Source organism: Dyella humi (genome assembly GCF_044904605.1).
Lineage (GTDB): Bacteria > Pseudomonadota > Gammaproteobacteria > Xanthomonadales > Rhodanobacteraceae > Dyella_B > Dyella_B humi.
Genome location: NZ_JADIKI010000023.1, coordinates 246,178 through 266,055 on the forward strand (window position 1 = coordinate 246,178; position 19,878 = coordinate 266,055).

Genomic DNA, 19,878 nt, shown 5'->3' on the forward strand with positions numbered 1-19,878 from the left:
CCGAATCGGGGTAACGAGGAAACCCGATGCCCGAGCAGATCGTCGGCACCGCCCTGTTAGAGCTTGCACGCCGTGCCCGCGAACTGGCGTATGCGCCCTATTCCCGTTTCCAGGTTGGCGCCGCGCTGCAGACGAAGGACGGCCGCGTGTTCCCCGGCTGCAACGTGGAGAACGCCGCGTACGGCTTGTGCAACTGCGCTGAGCGCACCGCTTTGTTCAGCGCCATCGCCGCCGGCTGCAAGCCTGGGGATTTCAGCGCCATCGCCATAATCGCCGACACGCCCGAACCGGTTACGCCGTGCGGCTCCTGCCGCCAGGTACTGGCCGAACTATGCACCAGCGATATGCCGGTACTGCTGGCCAATGTTGCCGGCGCCGTGCGGCAGACGACGGTGGAAGCATTACTGCCCGATGGATTCCGGCTTGTCCCAACACGCTGAGCCTGCAGCCTACTCACCACGCATTGAATCAGCAGCCTTGAGCAGTTGGCTCAATGCTGCATCGAAGGCCTGCGGATCATCCACGAACACGGCATGACGCGTATTCGGCACCGCAACGAAATGCGCGCCGGGGATGGCTGCAGCCATGTCCTTTTGCGCATCGAGCAGCGGTGAATCCGCCGAGGCGATCACCAGCGCGGGACGATCGATCTTCTGCAACGCCGGCCGCCGATCGGCGCCAAAGATATCCGATACCAACATCGCCGCTCCGACGGCCACAGGCGTGCGCTGCGCCTGCGCGATCACCGCGTCGATATCGGCCGGCGGATGCCGGAAAATGGAACGCACCATGCCCGCGCTGTAATCGGCCGGCTGCGCCATGTAGCGCGACAGCCCCGAAAGAATCGCTTTGCTGAACTCCTTGCGGATATCCACTTCGTTCGTGCCTGCGGAAACAGGCGAATCCACGAACACGACACCGGCGAGCGAGCCGGTGCCGAACTGCTGCACATAGGCGGCGACATCCTGCGCGCCCTGCGACCATCCCACCAGTACGCAGCGATCGATATGCAGCGATGCCAGCAGTTCGTGCAGATCCCGCGCGCGACGCTCCGGCGTGTTACCGGTCAGCATGATCGACGAGGCGCCTTGCGAGCGCGAGTCCACGGCAATCACGCGCCGTTGCGACGAAAACCGTTGCAATTGCTCGCGCCACAATGACGCCGTCAAGGTCCAGCCGGGGATCAACACCAGGGCCGGCGCATCGTGGCGTTGCCCTGCTTGCAGGTAATGGATGCGCGCGCCATCGTCGGTGGTGACATAGCCGTCGCTGATCGACGCGGCGGCTTCACTCGCACGCGTGGCCGGGATCAAGGCGATCAGGAAGATGGCAATCAGGCCTCTTAGCATCTTCATACTGCGCACTCCTCGACAGGATGCGCGGATCGTAGGCTCATGGCCTGCGCGCGTCTGCGTGACTGAAAGGCATCGTGACTGGACGCAGACGGTTGTAGGATAAGCGTTTTCCCAGGTACGACTCCCCATGGACGATGCGCTTTCCCTGCTGCAGCAACGCCATTCCGCACCTTCGCGCCAGCTTGGCGAACCCGCGCCCGATGCAACCAGCTTGCGCAGCCTGCTGGAAGCCGCCATTCGCGTGCCTGATCACGGCAAGCTGGTTCCCTTCCGGCTGATCGCTCTGCGCGGCGAATCCAAGCTGAAGTTCGGCACCCTGCTCGCCGAGCGTGCGATCCGGCGCGATCCGGATCTGCCCGAATCCAAGCGCGAGAAGGAACGGCATCGTTACACCTTCGCGCCACTGGTGATTGCTGTGGTGGCCCGCATCGATCACGACGCCGGCATTCCGGAAATCGAACAGAAGCTGTGCGCCGGCAACGTGGCCTACAACATTCTGCTGGGTGCCTATGCGTTGGGATTCGGCGCGCAATGGCTCACCGGCTGGGCGGCGTACGATGCGGAAGTGGCCGGCCTGCTCGGCTTGGCAGCGAACGAATGCGTGGTCAGCTTCGTGCATATCGGCACGCCGCAAGCCGAAATTCCCGATCGCGATCGTCCCGCGCTGGACGATCTGCTCACCGAATGGAAGGGCTGAGCACGTGTCTGCGTTGCCCACCGCACACCTGATCGACGGCAGCTTGTACGTGTTTCGCGCCTGGCATTCGATGCCGGACGAGTTTCACGACGTCGACGGCCATCCGGTCAACGCGGTGCACGGATACACGCGCTTCTTGTGCGAAGTGCTGGAGCGCGAAGATCCTTCGCATCTGGCGGTGGCATTCGATGCTTCGCTCACCACATCGTTCCGCAATGCGATCTATCCCGCCTACAAAGCGAATCGCGAATTGCCGCCGCCGGATCTGGAACGGCAGTTCGTGCTGTGCCGCGCCGTCACCGAAGCACTCGGCATCCGCGTGCTGATCGATCACAGCTTCGAAGCGGACGACTTGATCGGCAGCACCTTGTGGAGCTTGCGCGCGCACGGCTTTCGTAGCGTGATCGTGTCGGCGGATAAGGACTTCGGCCAGCTGCTTGGCGAACACGATGAGCAATGGGATTTCGCGCGCAACCTGCGCTGGGGACCGGCTGGTGTGTTCGAGCGATTGGGCGTGCATCCGGTCCAAGTGGCGGATTACCTCGCACTGTGCGGTGACGCCGTCGACAACATTCCTGGCGTGCCCGGCATCGGCGCGAAAACCGCCGCCGCCTTGCTGGCGCATTTCGGCACCTTGGACGCATTGCTCGATCGCGTGGATGAAGTGGCGTTCCTGCGCCTGCGTGGCGCGGCCAGTTGCGCCGCAAAGCTGCGCCAACATGCCGATGCAGCCAGGTTGTACCGCCGCCTGACTCGTATTGCGCTGGATGCGCCCATCGATAGCGGCTTTGACGTGCTGGTTCGCAAGCGCGGCGTAGAAACGCTCGAGGCCTTGTGCGAACAGCTTCGCTTCGGCCCGCTCACACGCAATCGGCTGCGCGCGCTGACCAGCATCTGACTTCAAGCAGACATTCCCCATGAACGACATCAACCGTAAACCCGAAGACGCCAGCGCTCCCGAGGAAACGCTCTACCAGGGCCGCTGGCTGCGCCTGCGCCGCCGCGGCCGCTGGGAATATGCCGAGCGCAACAATCCCGGCGGTGCGGTGATCATTCTGGCGGTAACGCCGGAAGACAACGTGCTGTTTGTGGAGCAGTACCGCGTCGCAGTTCAGCGATTCACCATCGAAATGCCGGCCGGCCTAGTCGGTGATCTGGCGGACCAGCAACACGAAAGCGCGCTCATCGCCGCTCAGCGCGAACTAGAAGAAGAAACCGGCTATCGCTGCAGCCGCGTCAGCTTCGTGCACGAAGGGCCTTCATCATCCGGCATGAGCAACGAGATCATTGCCTTCGTGCGCGCGCACGATCTGGTGAAGGTGAGCGATGGCGGCGGCGACGTGACCGAGAACATCGTGGTGCACGAAATACCGCGCAGCGAAGCCGGCGCGTGGTTGGTGGCGCGTGCGAAGGACGGGTATTCGATCGATCCGAAGCTGTTTGCGGGATTGTGGTTCATCGAGCATGCCGAGGTGTTCGGCTGAGCCTCCTCCTCCCCTGCTTGCAGGGGAGGCAGCCTCACATTCGAACACCGGCAATATCACTGCAAACTGCCGGTTAACCTCTGGTGCCGTCGCCAACCTGCCACACCGCGCCGGCACTCTCGTCTTGTTCGGATAGACGCAGCTGCTGCAGATTTCTTTTCAGCACAAGCGCCCACGACTTGAGATCCTGCACGGCCAACGCGGCCTCTTGCTGCAGCAAGTCGCTGTCGTCATCTTCCACATGCGGCGTAGATGAAACGTGCATGGCAGCGGTCTGATGCGAATTCCCCATGAAGGCAGTCATCTCGGCACTTTGGATCACAGAGTCGATGACGTGGAGCATCTGAAAACCCGCCTGCTCCATCACGATGATGCCCTGACGGATGCGATCCACGCTATCGGCGATGACCGCGTCGATATGCTTGCACGAGGCCGAACCACGCTGGGCGTTTTTCAGAACCTGGCTGGCCAGCATGGAAAAATGCTGGGCTTCCTGATGATCCGCCGCGAGCGGCGAGACAAGTTTCGACGAAGTGTTTTCCACCTCGTCAATAAACCTCACCACATCATGTGACAGCTCGCTGAAGACCCGCGCGTTGTCGAGCAGCTCATGCCCGATGCTTCTTCCTCTATAGAACGGAGCTCCGGCCAATGCGGCCGATTTACTGCCTCTGATGCAGGCGTACTTTCTCGCTGCATCCGGCTCCTCGTGCGAGGAAGCGGCATGGGTTTGAAAAGCGGCATTCCTGGACCGATGACCTGGAGCGCCTCCATCCTCCGCCGCTCGAGTGCGCTTGAGCGACACTCTCCAATTCCGTACCAGCTTGAAACACTTTGCGTTGCGCATACTGAGGCGCCCCCGCTATGCATTGTCGATGACAGGCTCGTTCGAGCACCGACTGAGAAACAGGGGGAAGTCAAAAGGCCTCGCTCTATCACCCAGTTCTACGTCGTCCTCGGTTGAGGGTCCAAGCCGCCTTCGATGGGCTTGGCAGTTTCCGTGCACTGTCTGTGAGTGCCCCTTTCATCTCCACGCGATGCCGTTTCCGCTCCCTGCGCCATCGCCGCTATGTGTTCATTAGCGAAATGCGTGTTCATGGATGTTTTAGTCCAAAGTACGCTCCGACGCAAGCGGTTTGATGGCTTTTTCAGGAAGAACGCCTGGATCGCGTGCAAAAAATAACGCAACCACTTGTATTCAAAGAAAAAATGGAAGACGCGATTTATGTAACGACCATCAGCGCACGCACGCGCCAAATCGTGAGTGCCGCTCCAAGCACCGCAAGGGCGGCCCAGGCGGCCGCAAACGAGTTGTCATTACCCAGCCATAGCACCGCATCAACGGCGCCGATCACCAGCATGGCAATGCCAGGTGCAAGAATCAGGTCGACACGCTGGTAATGCCAGCGCACCAGCATCGTGGCACCAAGCGCGGCCAACAGCAGCGCGAGAACGCGTTTCAACCAGGAATATTCGGGGGGCAATGGCGAATCGGAAAAAATTTCCGATAGCGGCATCTCACCGGATTGCACCGCGAAGCCAACGCCATCCGTAGCGTCACCCGACGGCACGAGCTTGTTGCCATCCACCTTCGCCACGATGGTGACGGCTTGCACCGGCACCGCCTCCCACGCCACACGCAAATCGCCCAGTTGCGGGCGCGACGGCACCACACTGGTCACCAGGCTGTTGTCGTAAAGGCTGAAACTCGCGGCGAGATTGCTCGGCAAATTGCGCAAATTCGGCGTGACCGGTGCGCTGCCCGTCAGCGCATGCACCAGCGCCGGCGCGAGCACGAAACCATTCAAGCGCACCAGGCCCGCATCGAACTGCGCGCTTTCCAATGGAAACTTGTCCGGATTGGTATGACCTTCGGGCCGCTGAAAATGGCTGGAGTCGATGGGGTGGTCCTGCCAATCCATTTCGTAGGTCGGCGCGCCGCCATACTGAAGTTCGCGCCACTGGAACATCTGCACGTGGCGGATTAGCACCGGCTGATCGGTCTGCTGATTGAACTGCTTGTCGAGCGGCGCCTCCACCACTTGCAGCGCACCCACCACGCGCACCATGAAACCCTGTTCGCCCGCATCAGGACGGCCGTTGCTGCCTAGATCCAGCACGTCCCCGCCGTGCCGTTTCATCTGCGCGCTGTAATCGAGCTGCCCTTTTTCGACAACCGAACCCACGCCGACACCGATCAGCAGAAGCACGGCGCCCAGCGCGGGCATCAACAATTCACGGATGGAGAGTGGCTTGCGCTCACTGCTCATCGAGCCTCCGGAGACGGGTTAGATCAAACGATGCCGCGCAATTCGGGCCGTTCGTCTGCCGTACCATAACGCCCACGCTCGTCGCGTGTCACGCGCGCCATGGCGCAAGCATGATCGTGAGTGAAAAACAGTCGCACGTTGCGCGCGAGCTTGTCGTCCAGAAAGGTACGCTTTTCGTCGATCAACGCTTCCGGAAAGCGGTCGTAGCCCATGGTGATCGGCAAGTGCACCCAGGCACGCCCGGGAATCAAGTCAGCACAAAACACGACACCGGCCACTTCAGCCAGCATCAGTCCCGGTGTATGGCCGTCGGAAAAATGGAAGCGCACGGCCCGGCCCAGCGCCTGGGAGTGCTCGCCTGCCACCAGTTCCAACCGCCCACTGTCCTGCAGCAGCTGCTGCAACTCTGGAACGAACGAAGCGCGATCGCGCGGATGCGGTTTCAAGGCGCGTTGCCAATGCTGAGCACCCACCAGGAACTGCGCATACGGAAACAATAGTCGCGGCGTCTTGCCTTCCTCCCACGGCGCAAGCAGGCCGCCGGCGTGATCGAAGTGCAGATGCGAGAGCACCACCACGTCGATGTCTTCGTGCGAGAGGCCTAACGCGGCGAGCGAATCCAGCAACACATGATGGCTTTCCACCACGCCGTAGCGTTCGCGCAGCGAAGGCTCGAAGAACGCACCGATGCCGGTTTCAAACAGCACGTTGCGGCCTTCAAGATCTTTCGCCAACAGACAACGGCAGGCAAGCGGAATACGGTTGAACTCGTCCGGCTCGATCCAGCGCGACCACATCGCCTTCGGTGCGTTGCCAAACATAGCGCCGCCGTCGAGTTTTTGGGTGTTGCCGTTTAGGGACCACAGTTGCATGACGATTTTTCCGAAACGCTTGAGCTTGCCTTGCCGTCTTTGACCAGCGTGTAACGTAAGGAAAGGGGCGCTTACTGCACCTTGCCCAACCCATCATCCCTGCGCGGATCGCTCGCCGCATCGAGCTTGTTGGTGCGGCGATCCCAGATCACCACGTTCATGAAGCCCCACGGCCCACGTTCCTTCAGCGTATGGCCCATCTGCGTCAATGCGCTACTGGTGGCGTCGTCGAAGGCGCCAGGCTCAACCGACACGACATCCGGCATGTATTGATGATGGAAGCGCTTGTGCGCCGCCACCTCATGCGCATCGCCGCCGTCGATGAAAGCAAGAATGCCTTCCAGCACCTGCGTGATGATGGTAGAACCGCCGGGCGAACCGATCACCGCGGTGCGGTCGGCGCCGATCACGATGCTCGGCGACATCGACGACAGCATGCGCTTACCCGGCTCCGGCGCGTTGGCTTTGCTGCCTAGCAGGCCGTATACATTCGGCTTGTTCGGCACCAGCGCGAAATCGTCCATCTCGTCGTTGAGCAGCACGCCGGTGCCTTTCGCAACGAAGGTGGAGCCGAGCACGTAGTTCACAGTGGAGGTAATCGCCACCATGTTGCCGTCCGCATCGATGATCGAGAAATGCGTGGTGTGCATGCCCGGATCCTGACCGTTCGACGGTGCCAGCATCGAAGAGGGCGTGGCTTTGTCCGGCAGGATGGTCTGGCGCAAGCCATCGGCGTAGTACGGCGACAGCAGCATGTTCAGCGGCATCTTCACGAAATCCGGATCGCCCAGGTAATCGTTGTGATCGCGGAATGCGCGGCGCATGGCCTCGATCACCAGGTGCACACGATGCGCCTGATCCAGCTTGGTGAGATCGAAGCCGGAAAGAATGTTGAGAATTTCGGCGATAGCCACGCCACCGGACGACGGCGGCGGCGCGGTGATGATCGTGTAGCCGCGATAGTCGACCGTGAGCGGCGCGCGTTCCTTCACGCGGTAGGAAGCCAGATCCTTCAGTGTCCAGTTGCCGCCTCCGGCGCGTACCGCGTCGACCAACTTCTGCGCGGTTTCACCACTGTAAAACCCGGCTTCGCCGTATTTGGCCAGCATCTCCAACGTGTGCGCCTGATCTGGATCGCGCCAGATTTCGCCGGCAGCCGGCGCCTTGCCGCCGGGCAAGAATTTCTCTGCGGCAGCAGGCCAACGCTCGATGTTCTTCTGCTCCTCCTTGATGGAGCCGAGCAGCCGATCATCCGGCTTGAAGCCATCGCGCGCAGTGCGGATCGCCGGCGCCAATGAAGCGGAGAGCGGCAGCTTGCCGTAATGCTTGGCGAGCCACGCTAGGCCCGCCGGCTCGCCGGGAATGCCAGCCGACAGCGGCCCCTTCAACGCGGTATCGCGATTGGGCGTGCCGTCGGGGTTGAGATAATCCTTGGCATTGACCGCAGCCGGCGCAGTTTCGCGCGCATCGACAAACACGCTGTGCTTGCTCGAAGCGATGTACATGGTGGCCATGAAGCCGCCGCCAATGCCGGAGCTTTCCGGCTCCACCACCGACAGCGTGGATGCCACCGCAATTGCCGCGTCGAACGCATTGCCGCCCTTGGCCAGCACTTCAAAGCCCGCTTCGGTGGCCAGAGCGTTGGCACTGGCGATACCGGCATGGCCGGGACGCTGCGCAAGCTGCGTGGCCTGTGCGGTGGAGGTGGGCTTGTCGGCGGCGAATGCGCCACTGGTACCAAGCAGGAAACCCATCAAGAGCACATGCCAACGCAACGCAAGCTTCATCCCTTGGCCTCCATCAGATGTTTGTATTTGTCTTCGAGCTGCCCGTGCGTTTCGGTGTGCGCGGGATCGACGATGATGCATTCCACCGGACACACGACCACGCACTGCGGCTCATCGTGATGACCGACGCATTCAGTGCACAGGGCGGGATCGATGACGTAGTACTCCTCGCCGAGCGAAATCGCCTTGTTGGGGCAGACGGGTTCGCAGACGTCGCAGTTGACGCAGGTGTCGAGGATCTTGAGGGACATGCCCGGGTAGTTTACATGGGCCGGTTGAGGGTTGTGCGAAGCAGCAAAGGAACAACGACTTCCTTGTCCCATGCACAACCTCGATAAGCGGTGAAACGAAGTGCCGTGCAAGCCCCTCCCCCTGCTTGCAGGGGGAGGTTGGGAGGGGGTGAACCCTTGCGGGAAAGTTTGAGGCTAGTGCTCACCCCACCCCAACCCTCCCCTGCAAGCAGGGGAGGGAGCCGAATCCGGCGACCTTCAACTTATGAATGGATTGACGACTTAGAGACTTAGAACTGCACGTAGCGAACCGTCGCATCCGTCGGCTTCAGCACGTCGCTCACGCGCTGCTCGTCAGCCTTGTCGCCGATCACCACGATGATCACGCCCTTGAGGGACGCGGGCTTGGCATCCTTGAAGGCGGTGGTAACCAGGTCGGCCGTCTTGCCCGAATCCGGGCCGCCGAACGCCAGCAGGTTACCCGGCAGCACGCCGCGGGCCACGATGTCCTGCACATTGCTGAGCTGGCGATCACGGGAGTCCTTGGCGTCATCGCTCTCGCCGGCCGGGATCATGTAGGCATACGGCTGCGGTGCGGACATGCCCTGCATGTTCTTCTGCACGATCTGGCCGAGGTAGGCGCCCCAGGCCTTGTTGTCGTTCGGATCGGTGGGCTTGCTGACCTGCTGCGGCTGCGCTGCCTGCTGCTGGCCGTCCTGCTGCTGGTTGTTGCATGCAGACAGGGTCAGGCAGCCGGCAAACGCAAGGGCCGTGGCGATAAGAGTGAGTTTACGCATAGTTGTCCCCTTCGGTTTCGGGTTGCTTTTTTTGCCAGCGCTGCCGCATGGCTTGTTGGACCGCGGGATGCACGAAACCGGAAATGTCACCGCCAAGGCGACCGATCTCGCGAACCAGCGACGACGAAATGAAGCTGTACTGCTCTGCCGGCGTCAAGAATAGCGTTTCGGCTTGCGGAATGAGATGGCGATTCATGCTCGCCAGCTGGAATTCGTATTCGAAATCCGACACAGCGCGCAAACCGCGGATGATCACGCCGGCCCCAAGCTCGCTGACCAGCTGAGCCAGCAGGCAATCGAAACCTCGCACTTCCACGTTGGGCAGATCCGCCAACGCTAAGCGCGCCAGCGTGATGCGCTCCTGCATGGAGAAGCCCGGCCCCTTGCCCTTGTTCTGGCTTTCGGCCACGGCGACGATGATCCGTTCGAACAATGGCGCTGCACGTGCGACGAGATCCGCATGGCCATTGGTGATCGGGTCGAAGGTGCCCGGATAGATGGCGAGGCGTTGATTGACCGGCGGCTGGTTCACGAAGGAAAAAGCAGGCAGGGAAAGCATTAGCTTAACGGAACGCTCTGCGAGCGGCGATAGAGCGCATAGCGCACCTCACCCGCATGGCCCTCGCGATGCAGCATCCAGTTCGACGGCAACGCAAAGGACACGCCTTGCGGCGATTCGACGTAGATCTGCGCCGCCTCCGCAAGCCAGCCGCCCTGCTCCAGCCGTTGCGCCAAGGGCGCCCAAAGCTGCAAGGCGAAGGGCGGGTCGAGAAACACCAGGCCGAACGGCTGCGGCGTGCCCTGCAAAAAGTGCGAGGCATCCATCGCCGCCACCTCGCCACCGGCTGCTTTCAAGCGGGCGAGATTATCGCGCAGGGCTTGCACCGGCGCGCGCTCGGGCTCGACGAACTGCACAGCCGCCGCGCCGCGCGACAGTGCCTCGATGCCGAGTGCGCCAGTGCCCGCGCACAGGTCCAGCGCCCGCACGCCAGCGATGGTCGGCGCCAGCCAGTTGAACAGGGTTTCGCGTACGCGCTCCGATGTGGGCCGCAGGCCTGGAAGATCAGGCACGTTCAAACGCGAATTACGCAGATCGCCGCCGATAATGCGGATTCGTCCGGGCATGGCCTTCATGCGACGGCGCCCTCAGCGGACAGTACGGGTGGGGGTGTTAGCATGTTTAGCATTGTCTTCGAAGCAACCCCCTCATGCTCAAGTTCTGGAAAAAGAAGCCCACCGATCAGGGCACAGGCGACAACGAGGAAGCGGCTACCCAGGCGCCCACCGAGGCGAAGGCGCCGGAACCAGCGGCACCTGCACCGACCGCGATGCCGGAAAACATCCTGCCGGCCGAACCCGCCGCCGAAGCACCATCCAAGCGCAGCTGGCGCGAGCGCCTTTCCGGCAGCACCTTCGCGCGCGGCCTCACCTCGCTGTTCGCACGCAACCCCAAGCTCGACGACAGCCTGCTGGACGACCTGGAAACCACACTGATCACCGCCGACGTCGGCATCGAAGCCAGCACCTCGCTGGTGGAAAACCTGCGTCGACGCATGCACAAGCGCGAGTTCGCCGATGCCACCGAGCTACTGCAAGCCCTGCGGCAAGAATTGACCGCGCTGCTCAAACCGGTGCAGAAGCCGCTGGACATCGGCGGCCACAAACCCTTCGTCGTGCTCACCGTCGGCATCAACGGCGCAGGCAAGACCACGACGATTGGAAAACTCGCACGCAAATGGCGTGACGAACACCACCAAGTGCTGCTGGCCGCGGGCGATACCTTCCGCGCCGCCGCCGTAGAACAGCTCAAGACCTGGGGCGAGCGCAATCAGGTGCCGGTGATTTCCCAAGGCCAGGACGCCGACTCCGCCAGCGTGATCTTCGACGCGCTGCAAGCCGCGCGCTCGCGCAACGCCGACGTGCTGATCGCCGACACTGCCGGCCGCCTGCACACGCAAGGCGGATTGATGGACGAACTGGGCAAGATCGCACGCGTGCTCAAGAAACTCGACCCGGACGCGCCGCATGAGGTGCTGATGGTGATCGACGGCACCACCGGCCAGAACGCAGTGAACCAGGTGCGCCAGTTCCGTCAGATCGTTGGCGTGACCGGGCTGGTGGTGACCAAGCTCGACGGCACCGCCAAGGGTGGCGTGGTGTTCGCGCTGGCGCGCGAGTTCGGCTTACCGATCCGCTTCGTCGGCCTGGGCGAAACCGCCACGGACTTGCGCGTGTTCGACGCGGAAGCCTACGTCGACGGTTTGCTCCCCGCTGACTTCGCACGAGCATAAATGACGATACCTCGTCCACTGCGACTGCTACTGATTGCCTGCTCCAGCGTGCTTGGCGGCATCGTGCTGGTCGTGCTGGTGGCACTGTATCTGCTGCTGCAACCCGATCGCTTCACCGCGATGCTGAAAGAACAGGCAAACCAGGCCGGCCTGCGGCTCACGCTGTCCAGTCCGGCCAGCCCCACGCTGTTTCCGCGCCCTGCCCTGCAATTAGAAGGCATCACGCTGGTGGCGAGTGACGCCGGCCCGAGCGCGATGCCGATCCTGCTGGCCGCAAACGGACGGCTGGTGCTGCCGTGGCGTACGCTGCTCGGCCGCCAGGTGGTGATTTCGCGCATGCAGATCAATTCGCCACGCGTCGATCTGGATGCGCTGCAAGCGTGGCTGATGAATCTGCCGCCGCAATTGGCCACTGTGCCGGAAGAGATCCCGCGCATCGCTACCGGCGTGCGCATCCGCAATGGCAGCGTGGTACAGAACAACAGCGAGTGGCTGAGCAACGTTTCGCTCGACACCGGACGCCTCGCGCCGGGCCAGGCCTTCTGGGTGAACCTCTCCGCCAAGGAAACCGACGGTACACCGCTGCAATGGCAGGTCTCCAGCGTGCCGAGCATTGCCGCCGGCGTGTTGCGACTGGATGCCATCAACATCAATGTCTCCGACAGCAGCGCCACCTCGCTGCATTTGAACGGCCATGCGCGTTGGATGGGCGCGGCCAACGCATCCATGCAACTACAAGGCACGTTCCATCTGGTGGACGAAGGCGATTACGACGCCGCCGTCATGCTCACGCCTGCCGCACAGAACAAACCGCTACTGCTGCACCTGAAACTGCTCGGCGCCGACAACCACATCGATCTGGAACTGCCGCCGCTCGCGCTGGCACAGTGGTGGAATCAGTTGGCCAATCCACAGGCCCCCGGGCTGGCCGCGCCGCCCGGCAATGGGCAGATCGACATGGCCAAGCTCGACGTCGGCAAAGTCCATATAGAAGGGCTGAGCGTACAGACCGGTGATGCCGTGCCTGCAGCCGCTGAAAGCGCCGCACCTCCTGTCACCTCTCTCGCACCGAAACCGCAGTGACGCCATTCGCCTCCGCCCTGCTCGCGTGGTTCGATCGCCACGGCCGCCACGATCTGCCGTGGAAACATCCGCGCGACGCCTACCGCGTATGGCTATCCGAGATCATGCTGCAGCAGACGCAGGTGGCCACGGTCATTCCCTATTTTCAGCGCTTCGTGGCGAAATTGCCCACGCTGCCCGAGTTGGCCGCGGCCGACGAGGACACCGTGCTCGCGCTGTGGTCGGGCCTGGGCTACTACCGACGCGCGCGCTTTCTGCATCGCGCCGCACAAGTGTGCGTGGAAAAGCACAACGGCGAAATGCCGCGCGAATTCGATGCACTGGCGGCGTTGCCCGGCATCGGCCGCTCCACCGCGGGCGCGATTCTGGCGCAAGCTTATGGGCTGCGTTTTCCCATTCTCGATGGCAACGTGAAGCGCGTGCTGACGCGCTATCACGGTATCGCAGGACATCCGAGCGAGCGCGAGGTCGAGAAACAACTCTGGCTGCATGCGGATGCGCATACGCCGGCCGAACGCGCTGACGACTACACGCAAGCCATCATGGATCTGGGCGCGACCGTATGCGTACGCACGCGTCCCTTGTGCGCGATGTGCCCGATGCAAGGCGATTGCGTCGCGCATCGCGACAACCTCACCGCACAACTGCCCACCCCCAAGCCCGGCAAGGCGATTCCCACGCGCAGCACCATCATGCTCATCCTGCGCGATGGCGAAGGCCGCGTGCTGCTACAGCGGCGCGGCGCGCAAGGTGTGTGGTCGGGCTTGTGGAGCTTGCCCGAAGCCGATGACAGCGACGGCGCATGGCGCGAAGCGCAGCGTCATGCGCGCATCGACGACGCGCAATCGCTAACGCCCTTCATGCATGTCTTCAGCCACTACCGACTGCAGATCCAGCCACTACTGTTCGACGGCGCAGCAGCCGCGCACACAATCGCCGATAATGCCAACCTGCGATGGTGCGCCATAGCCGATCTGCCCGCCTTGGGCCTGCCCGCGCCGGTGCGCTCGCTGCTGATGGCGCTGCCCGAACCCACCGCGTTATAGACGAACAAGAGATAACCCGATGAGCCGTATGATTCACTGCGCCAAGCTCGGCATCGAAGCCGAAGGCCTGGATTTCGCCCCCTGGCCCGGCCCGCTGGGCCAGCGCATTTTCGCGGAGATCTCCAAGCCCGCATGGCAGCAATGGCTAGCCCACCAGACCATGCTGATCAACGAATACCGCATCAACCCGCTGGATCCTAAATCGCGCCAGTTTCTGGGCGGCGAAATGGAAAAATTCCTGTTCGGCGGTGAGGTGAAAAAGCCTGAAGGCTACAAGCCACCCGAAGCAGAGTCTTGACGTAATCCCTGCCATCCGATTTAATAATCGGCTCCATGCAACGCATGGCAGTCTTTTGGCCGGGTAGCTCAGTTGGTAGAGCAGGGGATTGAAAAGACTCCCCTCGGTCTTGAAGGCAAACGCAAAAAGCGATTCTCGCTCATCGACTTAGGCCACCCCACGCGGTGGCCTTTTTCATTCTGGTCTCCCAATGGCCCCCTCTGCGGTGACCATGACCAACGCTTATCCCCTCCTCGAAATTGCGACGTTTAGGGTGGCCCCCTATCCTCAATGCATGGGGAAAAAGTCGCTGGCCGAGCTCACGGTGGATCCGTTTTTACGCACCTTGGAAGGGCGAGACGATGCCCAACTCCTGACGGTTGAACAGACCGCTGGCTTCCTTGCCCGCTCCATCACCACGTTGGCCGAATGGCGCGCTTCGGGGAAACGTCCGCCGGGTTGGATTGACGACGCCGGCATTCGCTACCCCCTCGGTGAAGTTCGCCGCTATGCCCGCGAGCAGCTCGAACGGCTGGCGCTCACACCAACACCGCCCGCCCCCTCTCCTCCCCCAGCGCCAACCACCGCTGCCGAAGAGATTGCCAAAGCTGTGGATCAGCAAGCTGTGGACGACTATGGATTGGATGACCCCATCTTGACCGGCCGCCGACGCAAAGGAGTTCGCCACAATTCGTTCGCGGAGTTCGTCGCTCTTGGAGCCGCCGATGACGAATGGGTGTTCTTGATGGTGCCCGTCGCGCAGGGCGGTCATCGCCCCGTGGATCTGATTTCGACGCTCGATATATCCGCGGACCAAGTAGCCGAGGCCGCATGTGCGCAGATGTCATTAACCGAGTATCTGCGTCTTCTAAAAGAGCACCTCAATCGCTACCAAAACGAAATGACAACGACATCGTTCAGATGACCAATCGAAGAACGCTCTTGCTGGCGCAAAACGCAATGATGGCCACGCAGGAATACGGGGAGAACATACGTCGACTGGATGGTTCTTTTAATTCCAAAGCTCCGTAGCGCAACCATCGCCAATCCAATTCCCGTAAAAATACCTATTCTCTAATTTACTATGATTTTTTTACTGCAACTTTGAGCTTTGCGACGTAACCCGAGGAGGCAAGGACTAAACGCAGAATTTCAACTATGCCAAAGTTGAAAGTAAAGAAAATCCGAAACTGCCGACCATCGGGGGCATAGAACTTTGCCGACCGCAGATCATCCAGACCTTCTGCCTCCTCGCTTGCGAGTGCAAAATGTTCAGGGTTCCTTTTGATATGGCGTATGCATGCCTTCACCTTCTTACCAAAGGCGGCATGCTTTCTACCTCGTTCACGATAATGTGCGAGCCAGTCTTTAAAGTCTTGATCGAACCAATCTGGTTCGTTTGTCATCGATTGTTGGGCTTGTTGGGCTTGTGCGATACCGACATGCGCTCCGCAGATTCCTCGGAACTCCGGGGAGCTTTCCGTTCGCCACCCAACTCGCACTCTCGTATGGCCGCTTCAAAATAAGCATCGTCATACTTATCGATGTTTGTCCCCTTGCCTGGCTTGAAGAAGGCGCGGAGATCATCATTTGGTGAAGGGCGAGCGTTGTGCGCCATAGTGGCCACCACTGGGAGTCATTCTGATTTCTATCTTGAACTAATGCGCTCGATTGTCAAATCCTCCAGGTCGCCCTGCTCAACACGACAGTTGCGGTCAATTTGCATCCACCTCTGAATTGGGGGCTTCCGCTGTGGCAGCTTTTGGTATCAGGGCGAAACGATGTAGGCAGTCCGCACCACCCGCCCCTGTCCATTCAGCTCGATCATCCAGGCCTCACCCACCAGACTGAGCCGATTGAACCACCAGAGCCGCCGCACGCACGGCGCTACGCACTGAGGTGCCCCGTATCGAGGCACACTTCGGCCCCCTGCCCGTTCCTCATCGGAAGGCTGGCCCATCGCGGTGATGACCTGGACCTCGACGTCACCCCCCTTCACTTGGGCGAAGTCGCGTTCGTGGACGCGGGAAATGACCGAGCACGAGGTGATGTAGAGCAATGGCGCCAGCACCACTGCCCCGACAATCAGCTCGACGATCTTGCTCATGGGCGGAGAGTGACCTCTGCTATCAGTTCGATGGCGCCTGCGGAACGACCGCAACATTCGACCGCAACCTGAACCCCAACATGTTGCCACCGGCCAGGGCAAAACACAGCGAGCCGTCGGCCTGATTCGGCACCAGCCTGTCCACGTAGACCTGATAGGTGAACGGCGGCCCCTTTGTGATTGCGGCTGCGTATTCGGGAGTTGCCTTCGAGCTGGGTTCGATCAACAGCTTGTTCCAATAGAGCTGACCGACGTGGTGCCCGACGTTATCGATGACGCCATCCTTGCTGCACAAACCGAGAGCAAAGACCACGTTGTAGTCCTTGTTAATAGCAAGAGCCAAAAGATCCGTGCTGGTTGTGAAATCCACGCGCGAAATGATCTTCGATGGGTGTGGAGGCCGCTCCACGAAATCGATTTGGTTCTGATTTTTGTAGTCCACGTCCGTCACAGACGTCACCCGAATATCCCTCGGTCCACCGCCAAACGGCAACGAGCATGCGGTTAGGGATAACAAGCCCACGGTGACCAGAACGTTCTTCATCGCCGCCCTGAGAGTCATATCGCGTGTGGGCAGTTCGCCGAGCCATAAAAGGAGGACTGCATGGCATCCCTGAACTGTTCTGGGGACATCTGCGCATAGGCGGAATTCGTGTAGAGGCTCTGCAAGAGCTTCACCTCCACATCTTGATAGGTGCCACCCACCTTGCTGCCGTAGGTTCCCGCCAGCTTTCCCGCCATCGCATGGGTGGCCTCGACTTGTTGGTCGTAAGACTGCCCATGTTGCTTGGCTTGGGCGCCGAGATAGGCGCCGTCGACGATGAGTTGCGCCACCACGCATCTCGATGGCTGACCCTGTGCGTGCAACGCCACCGATGCCAGCAGCAGCACCACGCCGACCACAATGAGTTCCATCCGTCTAATCAAGGCTGCTCCGATGGCTCAATGATTTGAAACTCGGCCCGCCGGTTTCGCTGTTGGCCATCCGCTGTGGCATTGGTATCGATCGGGTCACTGCTGCCGTGCCCCTCAGGTGCAAGTAGCCTTTCGGCTGGAAAACCGTGCGAGAGCAACCAAGCGTTGACAAGTTGGGCACGGCGCAAAGAAAGAGCATTGCATCCATCACCCTGACATTCCTTGTCGTCGGTGAACCCAACGATCTTGACCTTCGCATTCGATTTGAGGCTCAGAAACGTTGATGCATTCGCATTTAATGCCGGAACCGCGTAATCGTTGAACTTCACGGCAGAATCGCTCAGATTGCCACCAGCGATCGGTTGCCCTGCTTTGAAATAGACATTCTTGAAATCAAGGGTGGTGGCATGAACATGCACACACACCAAAGCAGAGAACAAAATGAAGACAGCGTGTTTCGCTTTCATGGCGATCAATGACCCGTTTCAACACGGACAGAATTGGCGGCAGAGGTCTGGATGGCGTTCCAGTTGATGCCTCCGGACATCGTCCAAATATCAGTGGATCCCTCGGAATACTGCGCGGCTTGTTGGTAATAGGCCTCGGCGGTGTAGGCGTTGACTTCCGTGTCCATGAGGGCAAGCGGATACCCATCGGCAGCGCCTTCGAAGTCATCGGCCACATGCTGCCCTTCGTGGGTGACAGTTTTAGCCCACTGTTGAAGTTTCTGATTGTCGGACATGCCCAAATTCAGATTGTCGTCGTTGAACGTGACCGACTCACAATATTTCTTATCTTTCCCGGTCCAACCGCCCACTGAGCTGGTCTTGTCACCCTGGAAGTAGATCTGCACGCTCGGGTCGCCCTGTTGACCGTATGCGGCAAGAATGTTCGCCAACGTGGCCTGCTGTGCGGGATCCAAGTTGCTGCTGGTTGACGCTGCCGCAAGCGCTTGGAGTCCCCCTTGAAAAGACCCGCACTGCGAGGTGGTGCCATTGCAAACCCAAAGCCCATACGGATCGACGTTTCTGAGCGGGTTGTTCGCACCGTAGACATACAAGGGGAGGCCGCCTGCTTGCCCGCTGGGATCGGTCTGCGTGAAGCGGCCCGTGCTGCTGTCGAAATCGCGCTGGAAGTTGTGGGTCAACCCGCTCTCGACGTCGAAGTATTGACCGGGGAAGCGCAGGTTGTAGGTGTAACCGGTGGTGATGGGGGCGAGCTCGCCCCATGGATTGCCTTCATACGTCCACGCCCACAACACGTTTCCGCTGCCGTCGGTGATGGCGCGCGGCGTTCCCGTGTGGTCCGCCGTCACATAAGCGATCGAGGTGGTGGACCCATTGATGTCGATGTTCGCCACGGGAATGTCGTCCATATAGACGTATTCCCTGTTTGTGGCACCGTATTCGCCCACGAGATGACTGCCCACATCGTAGTTGAACGTGGTGGTGGCACCTCCCACTGTCTTCTCGACGCGCTCGCCTGCCGCATCGTAAAGGTAGTTGGCGATGGTGCTTTGATTGAGTTGCACCACGGACATGCGATTGCGCTGATTGAAACCAAAGCCATACGTGCTGCCGGCCCCGGAGATCGCTGTGGTGTTGCCATTGGCGTCCACCGTCCGTGCAGCATTGCCCGTCGAGATGAGCTGATGTGTGCCGGGGTTGTAAGCGTAGGTGCCGGTGGCCAGGCCATTCCCCGCCTTGGTCAGGCGATCACCAGCTTGGTTATAGGTCTCACTCTCAAAGATGCTGCCGTCGGCTTCCGTCACCGTCGTGAGGCGGTTGAGTGGATCGTAGCCGTAGCTCTCCGTGGCCGGATTGGCACCGGGCGCCGTGCCCATGGCCGTCACATTGCCCATCGCATCGCGCGCCACATGCAGCGCAAAGGCGGGGCTCACCAAATCGGTCAATCGGTAGTTGGCGTCATACGTGCGCGTCACCGATTGACCGTTGCCCAAGGTGTATCCCGTCACGGGCCCGAACGGTGCATAGGTCACATTGCTGACCACGGTGGCGGTGCCGTTGTTCGTCGTCACCGAAACACCGCTGATGCGACCGTTTGCATCCCGCGCATAGTTGACCTGATCGCCGCTTGGATGCGTGATGGCCAGCAACCTGCCTGCGGGACTGCGCGTGTAACTGGTCACCTGCGTCTGCCCGTTGATGGCCTGGGATTTTTGGATCACAAAACCTTGGGCGTTGTAGCAAAGCGTCGTGGTGACCGAGTTCTCCACCACTTGCGTCAAATGGCCGATGGGATAAGAGACCGAACACCCCGTGACGCCATTGGGCTGGTCGTAGACATAGGTGACGTTCTGCGTGGGATCGGCGTAGGTGCCGGTGAGCCTTCGATTGCTCGCGTCATAGGTGTAAGTGACGGTGTTTCCCTTCGCATCAACCGCGGTCAAGACGTTGCCCGCCGTATCATAGGTGCTCGCCTTGGTTCCCGAATCCGGGCTGGTCGAGCTGGTGGGATCCGACAAGCCATCGTATTGATACGTGGTGTTGAACCCACTTGGATCGGTCACCTGAGTGATGCGATCCAAAGCATCGTAGGTGTAAGTAGTTTTCGTGTTGGCCGTTTGCGCCAGCAACGGCACGGCAAATCCGATGGGCACGAACGCGCAAATGATTTGCGCCAGTTTCCTGACCTGCAACATCTCCA

General features: G+C 60.8%; 24 protein-coding genes. 9 read left to right on the forward strand and 15 right to left on the reverse strand.

Annotated features, from left to right (window positions below; genetic code table 11):
- Nucleotides 1-26: 26 nt before the first annotated feature.
- A complete protein-coding gene (gene cdd / locus ISP18_RS12310; RefSeq protein WP_380012055.1) occupies nt 27-440 on the forward strand; it encodes a cytidine deaminase in 414 nt (137 codons plus the stop codon).
- Between the two features lie 9 nt (nt 441-449).
- Here the strand turns inward: cdd and ISP18_RS12315 are convergent, their stop codons facing one another.
- Entirely contained in the window at nt 450-1,355 is a 906-nt protein-coding gene (locus ISP18_RS12315) for an alpha/beta fold hydrolase (RefSeq protein WP_380012058.1), read from the reverse strand.
- A gap of 127 nt (nt 1,356-1,482) precedes the next feature.
- Between ISP18_RS12315 and ISP18_RS12320 the strand changes: the two genes are divergently transcribed.
- Genes ISP18_RS12320 through ISP18_RS12330 form a run of 3 tightly spaced genes read left to right on the forward strand, consistent with a single transcriptional unit; the run spans nt 1,483 to nt 3,536 of the window.
- Nucleotides 1,483-2,052 (forward strand): nitroreductase family protein, encoded by a 570-nt coding sequence (locus tag ISP18_RS12320; protein WP_380012061.1) that lies wholly within the window; start codon nt 1,483-1,485, stop codon nt 2,050-2,052.
- A gap of 4 nt (nt 2,053-2,056) precedes the next feature.
- Nucleotides 2,057-2,950, forward strand: a complete 894-nt coding sequence (locus tag ISP18_RS12325; protein WP_380012063.1) for a 5'-3' exonuclease — start codon at nt 2,057-2,059, stop codon at nt 2,948-2,950.
- Between the two features lie 19 nt (nt 2,951-2,969).
- The gene (locus ISP18_RS12330; protein ID WP_380012065.1) at nt 2,970-3,536 is read left to right on the forward strand and encodes an NUDIX hydrolase; all 567 of its coding nucleotides are present in this window, start codon (nt 2,970-2,972) and stop codon (nt 3,534-3,536) included.
- 73 nt (nt 3,537-3,609) lie between these two features.
- Here ISP18_RS12330 and ISP18_RS12335 read toward each other — a convergent pair whose 3' ends face one another.
- The 8 genes from ISP18_RS12335 to rsmD form a co-directional block, all read right to left on the reverse strand.
- Entirely contained in the window at nt 3,610-4,341 is a 732-nt protein-coding gene (locus tag ISP18_RS12335) for a hypothetical protein (protein WP_380012068.1), read from the reverse strand.
- A 418-nt stretch (nt 4,342-4,759) separates the two neighbouring features.
- The gene (locus ISP18_RS12340; RefSeq protein ID WP_380012071.1) at nt 4,760-5,806 is read right to left on the reverse strand and encodes a TMEM43 family protein; all 1,047 of its coding nucleotides are present in this window, start codon (nt 5,804-5,806) and stop codon (nt 4,760-4,762) included.
- Between the two features lie 23 nt (nt 5,807-5,829).
- Complete coding sequence (locus ISP18_RS12345; protein ID WP_380012074.1) at nt 5,830-6,678, reverse strand: MBL fold metallo-hydrolase; 849 nt, start codon at nt 6,676-6,678, stop codon at nt 5,830-5,832.
- 71 nt (nt 6,679-6,749) lie between these two features.
- The gene (gene ggt / locus ISP18_RS12350; protein WP_380012077.1) at nt 6,750-8,465 is read right to left on the reverse strand and encodes a gamma-glutamyltransferase; all 1,716 of its coding nucleotides are present in this window, start codon (nt 8,463-8,465) and stop codon (nt 6,750-6,752) included.
- Nucleotides 8,462-8,716, reverse strand: coding sequence for a YfhL family 4Fe-4S dicluster ferredoxin (locus tag ISP18_RS12355; RefSeq protein WP_380012080.1), 255 nt, complete (start codon nt 8,714-8,716; stop codon nt 8,462-8,464). Before ISP18_RS12355 ends, ggt begins: the two co-directional genes overlap by 4 nt.
- A gap of 269 nt (nt 8,717-8,985) precedes the next feature.
- Entirely contained in the window at nt 8,986-9,492 is a 507-nt protein-coding gene (locus ISP18_RS12360) for a hypothetical protein (protein WP_380012083.1), read from the reverse strand.
- On the reverse strand, nt 9,485-10,051 hold the full coding sequence (coaD, locus tag ISP18_RS12365; RefSeq protein ID WP_380012086.1) for a pantetheine-phosphate adenylyltransferase: 567 nt from the start codon (nt 10,049-10,051) through the stop codon (nt 9,485-9,487). The genes ISP18_RS12360 and coaD overlap by 8 nt, the downstream gene beginning before the upstream one ends.
- Nucleotides 10,051-10,626 carry a 16S rRNA (guanine(966)-N(2))-methyltransferase RsmD gene (gene rsmD / locus ISP18_RS12370; RefSeq protein ID WP_380012089.1) on the reverse strand — a complete coding sequence of 192 codons (576 nt, stop codon included), beginning with the start codon at nt 10,624-10,626 and terminating at the stop codon, nt 10,051-10,053. Before rsmD ends, coaD begins: the two co-directional genes overlap by 1 nt.
- Nucleotides 10,627-10,700: 74 nt before the next feature.
- Between rsmD and ftsY the strand changes: the two genes are divergently transcribed.
- The 5 genes from ftsY to ISP18_RS12395 all read left to right on the forward strand — a co-directional run bounded on the left by ftsY (nt 10,701) and on the right by ISP18_RS12395 (nt 15,114).
- Nucleotides 10,701-11,783 (forward strand): signal recognition particle-docking protein FtsY, encoded by a 1,083-nt coding sequence (gene ftsY / locus ISP18_RS12375; RefSeq protein WP_380012092.1) that lies wholly within the window; start codon nt 10,701-10,703, stop codon nt 11,781-11,783.
- The gene (locus ISP18_RS12380; RefSeq protein ID WP_380012095.1) at nt 11,784-12,866 is read left to right on the forward strand and encodes an AsmA family protein; all 1,083 of its coding nucleotides are present in this window, start codon (nt 11,784-11,786) and stop codon (nt 12,864-12,866) included.
- The gene (mutY, locus tag ISP18_RS12385) at nt 12,863-13,912 is read left to right on the forward strand and encodes an A/G-specific adenine glycosylase (RefSeq protein WP_380012098.1); all 1,050 of its coding nucleotides are present in this window, start codon (nt 12,863-12,865) and stop codon (nt 13,910-13,912) included. The genes ISP18_RS12380 and mutY overlap by 4 nt, the downstream gene beginning before the upstream one ends.
- Before the next feature lie 19 nt (nt 13,913-13,931).
- Nucleotides 13,932-14,210: an oxidative damage protection protein gene (locus tag ISP18_RS12390; RefSeq protein WP_380012101.1), complete on the forward strand. Its 279-nt coding sequence runs from the start codon at nt 13,932-13,934 to the stop codon at nt 14,208-14,210.
- A gap of 211 nt (nt 14,211-14,421) precedes the next feature.
- Complete coding sequence (locus ISP18_RS12395) at nt 14,422-15,114, forward strand: hypothetical protein (RefSeq protein WP_380012104.1); 693 nt, start codon at nt 14,422-14,424, stop codon at nt 15,112-15,114.
- 157 nt (nt 15,115-15,271) lie between these two features.
- On the opposite strand, the gene ISP18_RS12400 is transcribed toward ISP18_RS12395, so the two are convergent.
- The 6 genes from ISP18_RS12400 to ISP18_RS12425 all read right to left on the reverse strand — a co-directional run bounded on the left by ISP18_RS12400 (nt 15,272) and on the right by ISP18_RS12425 (nt 19,873).
- On the reverse strand, nt 15,272-15,595 hold the full coding sequence (locus tag ISP18_RS12400) for a hypothetical protein (RefSeq protein WP_380012107.1): 324 nt from the start codon (nt 15,593-15,595) through the stop codon (nt 15,272-15,274).
- A 362-nt stretch (nt 15,596-15,957) separates the two neighbouring features.
- Entirely contained in the window at nt 15,958-16,296 is a 339-nt protein-coding gene (locus tag ISP18_RS12405) for a hypothetical protein (protein ID WP_380012110.1), read from the reverse strand.
- A gap of 22 nt (nt 16,297-16,318) precedes the next feature.
- Nucleotides 16,319-16,840, reverse strand: coding sequence for a hypothetical protein (locus ISP18_RS12410; protein ID WP_380012113.1), 522 nt, complete (start codon nt 16,838-16,840; stop codon nt 16,319-16,321).
- A 14-nt stretch (nt 16,841-16,854) separates the two neighbouring features.
- The gene (locus ISP18_RS12415) at nt 16,855-17,211 is read right to left on the reverse strand and encodes a hypothetical protein (protein ID WP_380012116.1); all 357 of its coding nucleotides are present in this window, start codon (nt 17,209-17,211) and stop codon (nt 16,855-16,857) included.
- 8 nt (nt 17,212-17,219) lie between these two features.
- Nucleotides 17,220-17,678, reverse strand: coding sequence for an OmpA family protein (locus tag ISP18_RS12420; protein ID WP_380012119.1), 459 nt, complete (start codon nt 17,676-17,678; stop codon nt 17,220-17,222).
- A 5-nt stretch (nt 17,679-17,683) separates the two neighbouring features.
- Nucleotides 17,684-19,873 (reverse strand): RHS repeat-associated core domain-containing protein, encoded by a 2,190-nt coding sequence (locus tag ISP18_RS12425; RefSeq protein ID WP_380012122.1) that lies wholly within the window; start codon nt 19,871-19,873, stop codon nt 17,684-17,686.
- Nucleotides 19,874-19,878: the final 5 nt, after the last annotated feature.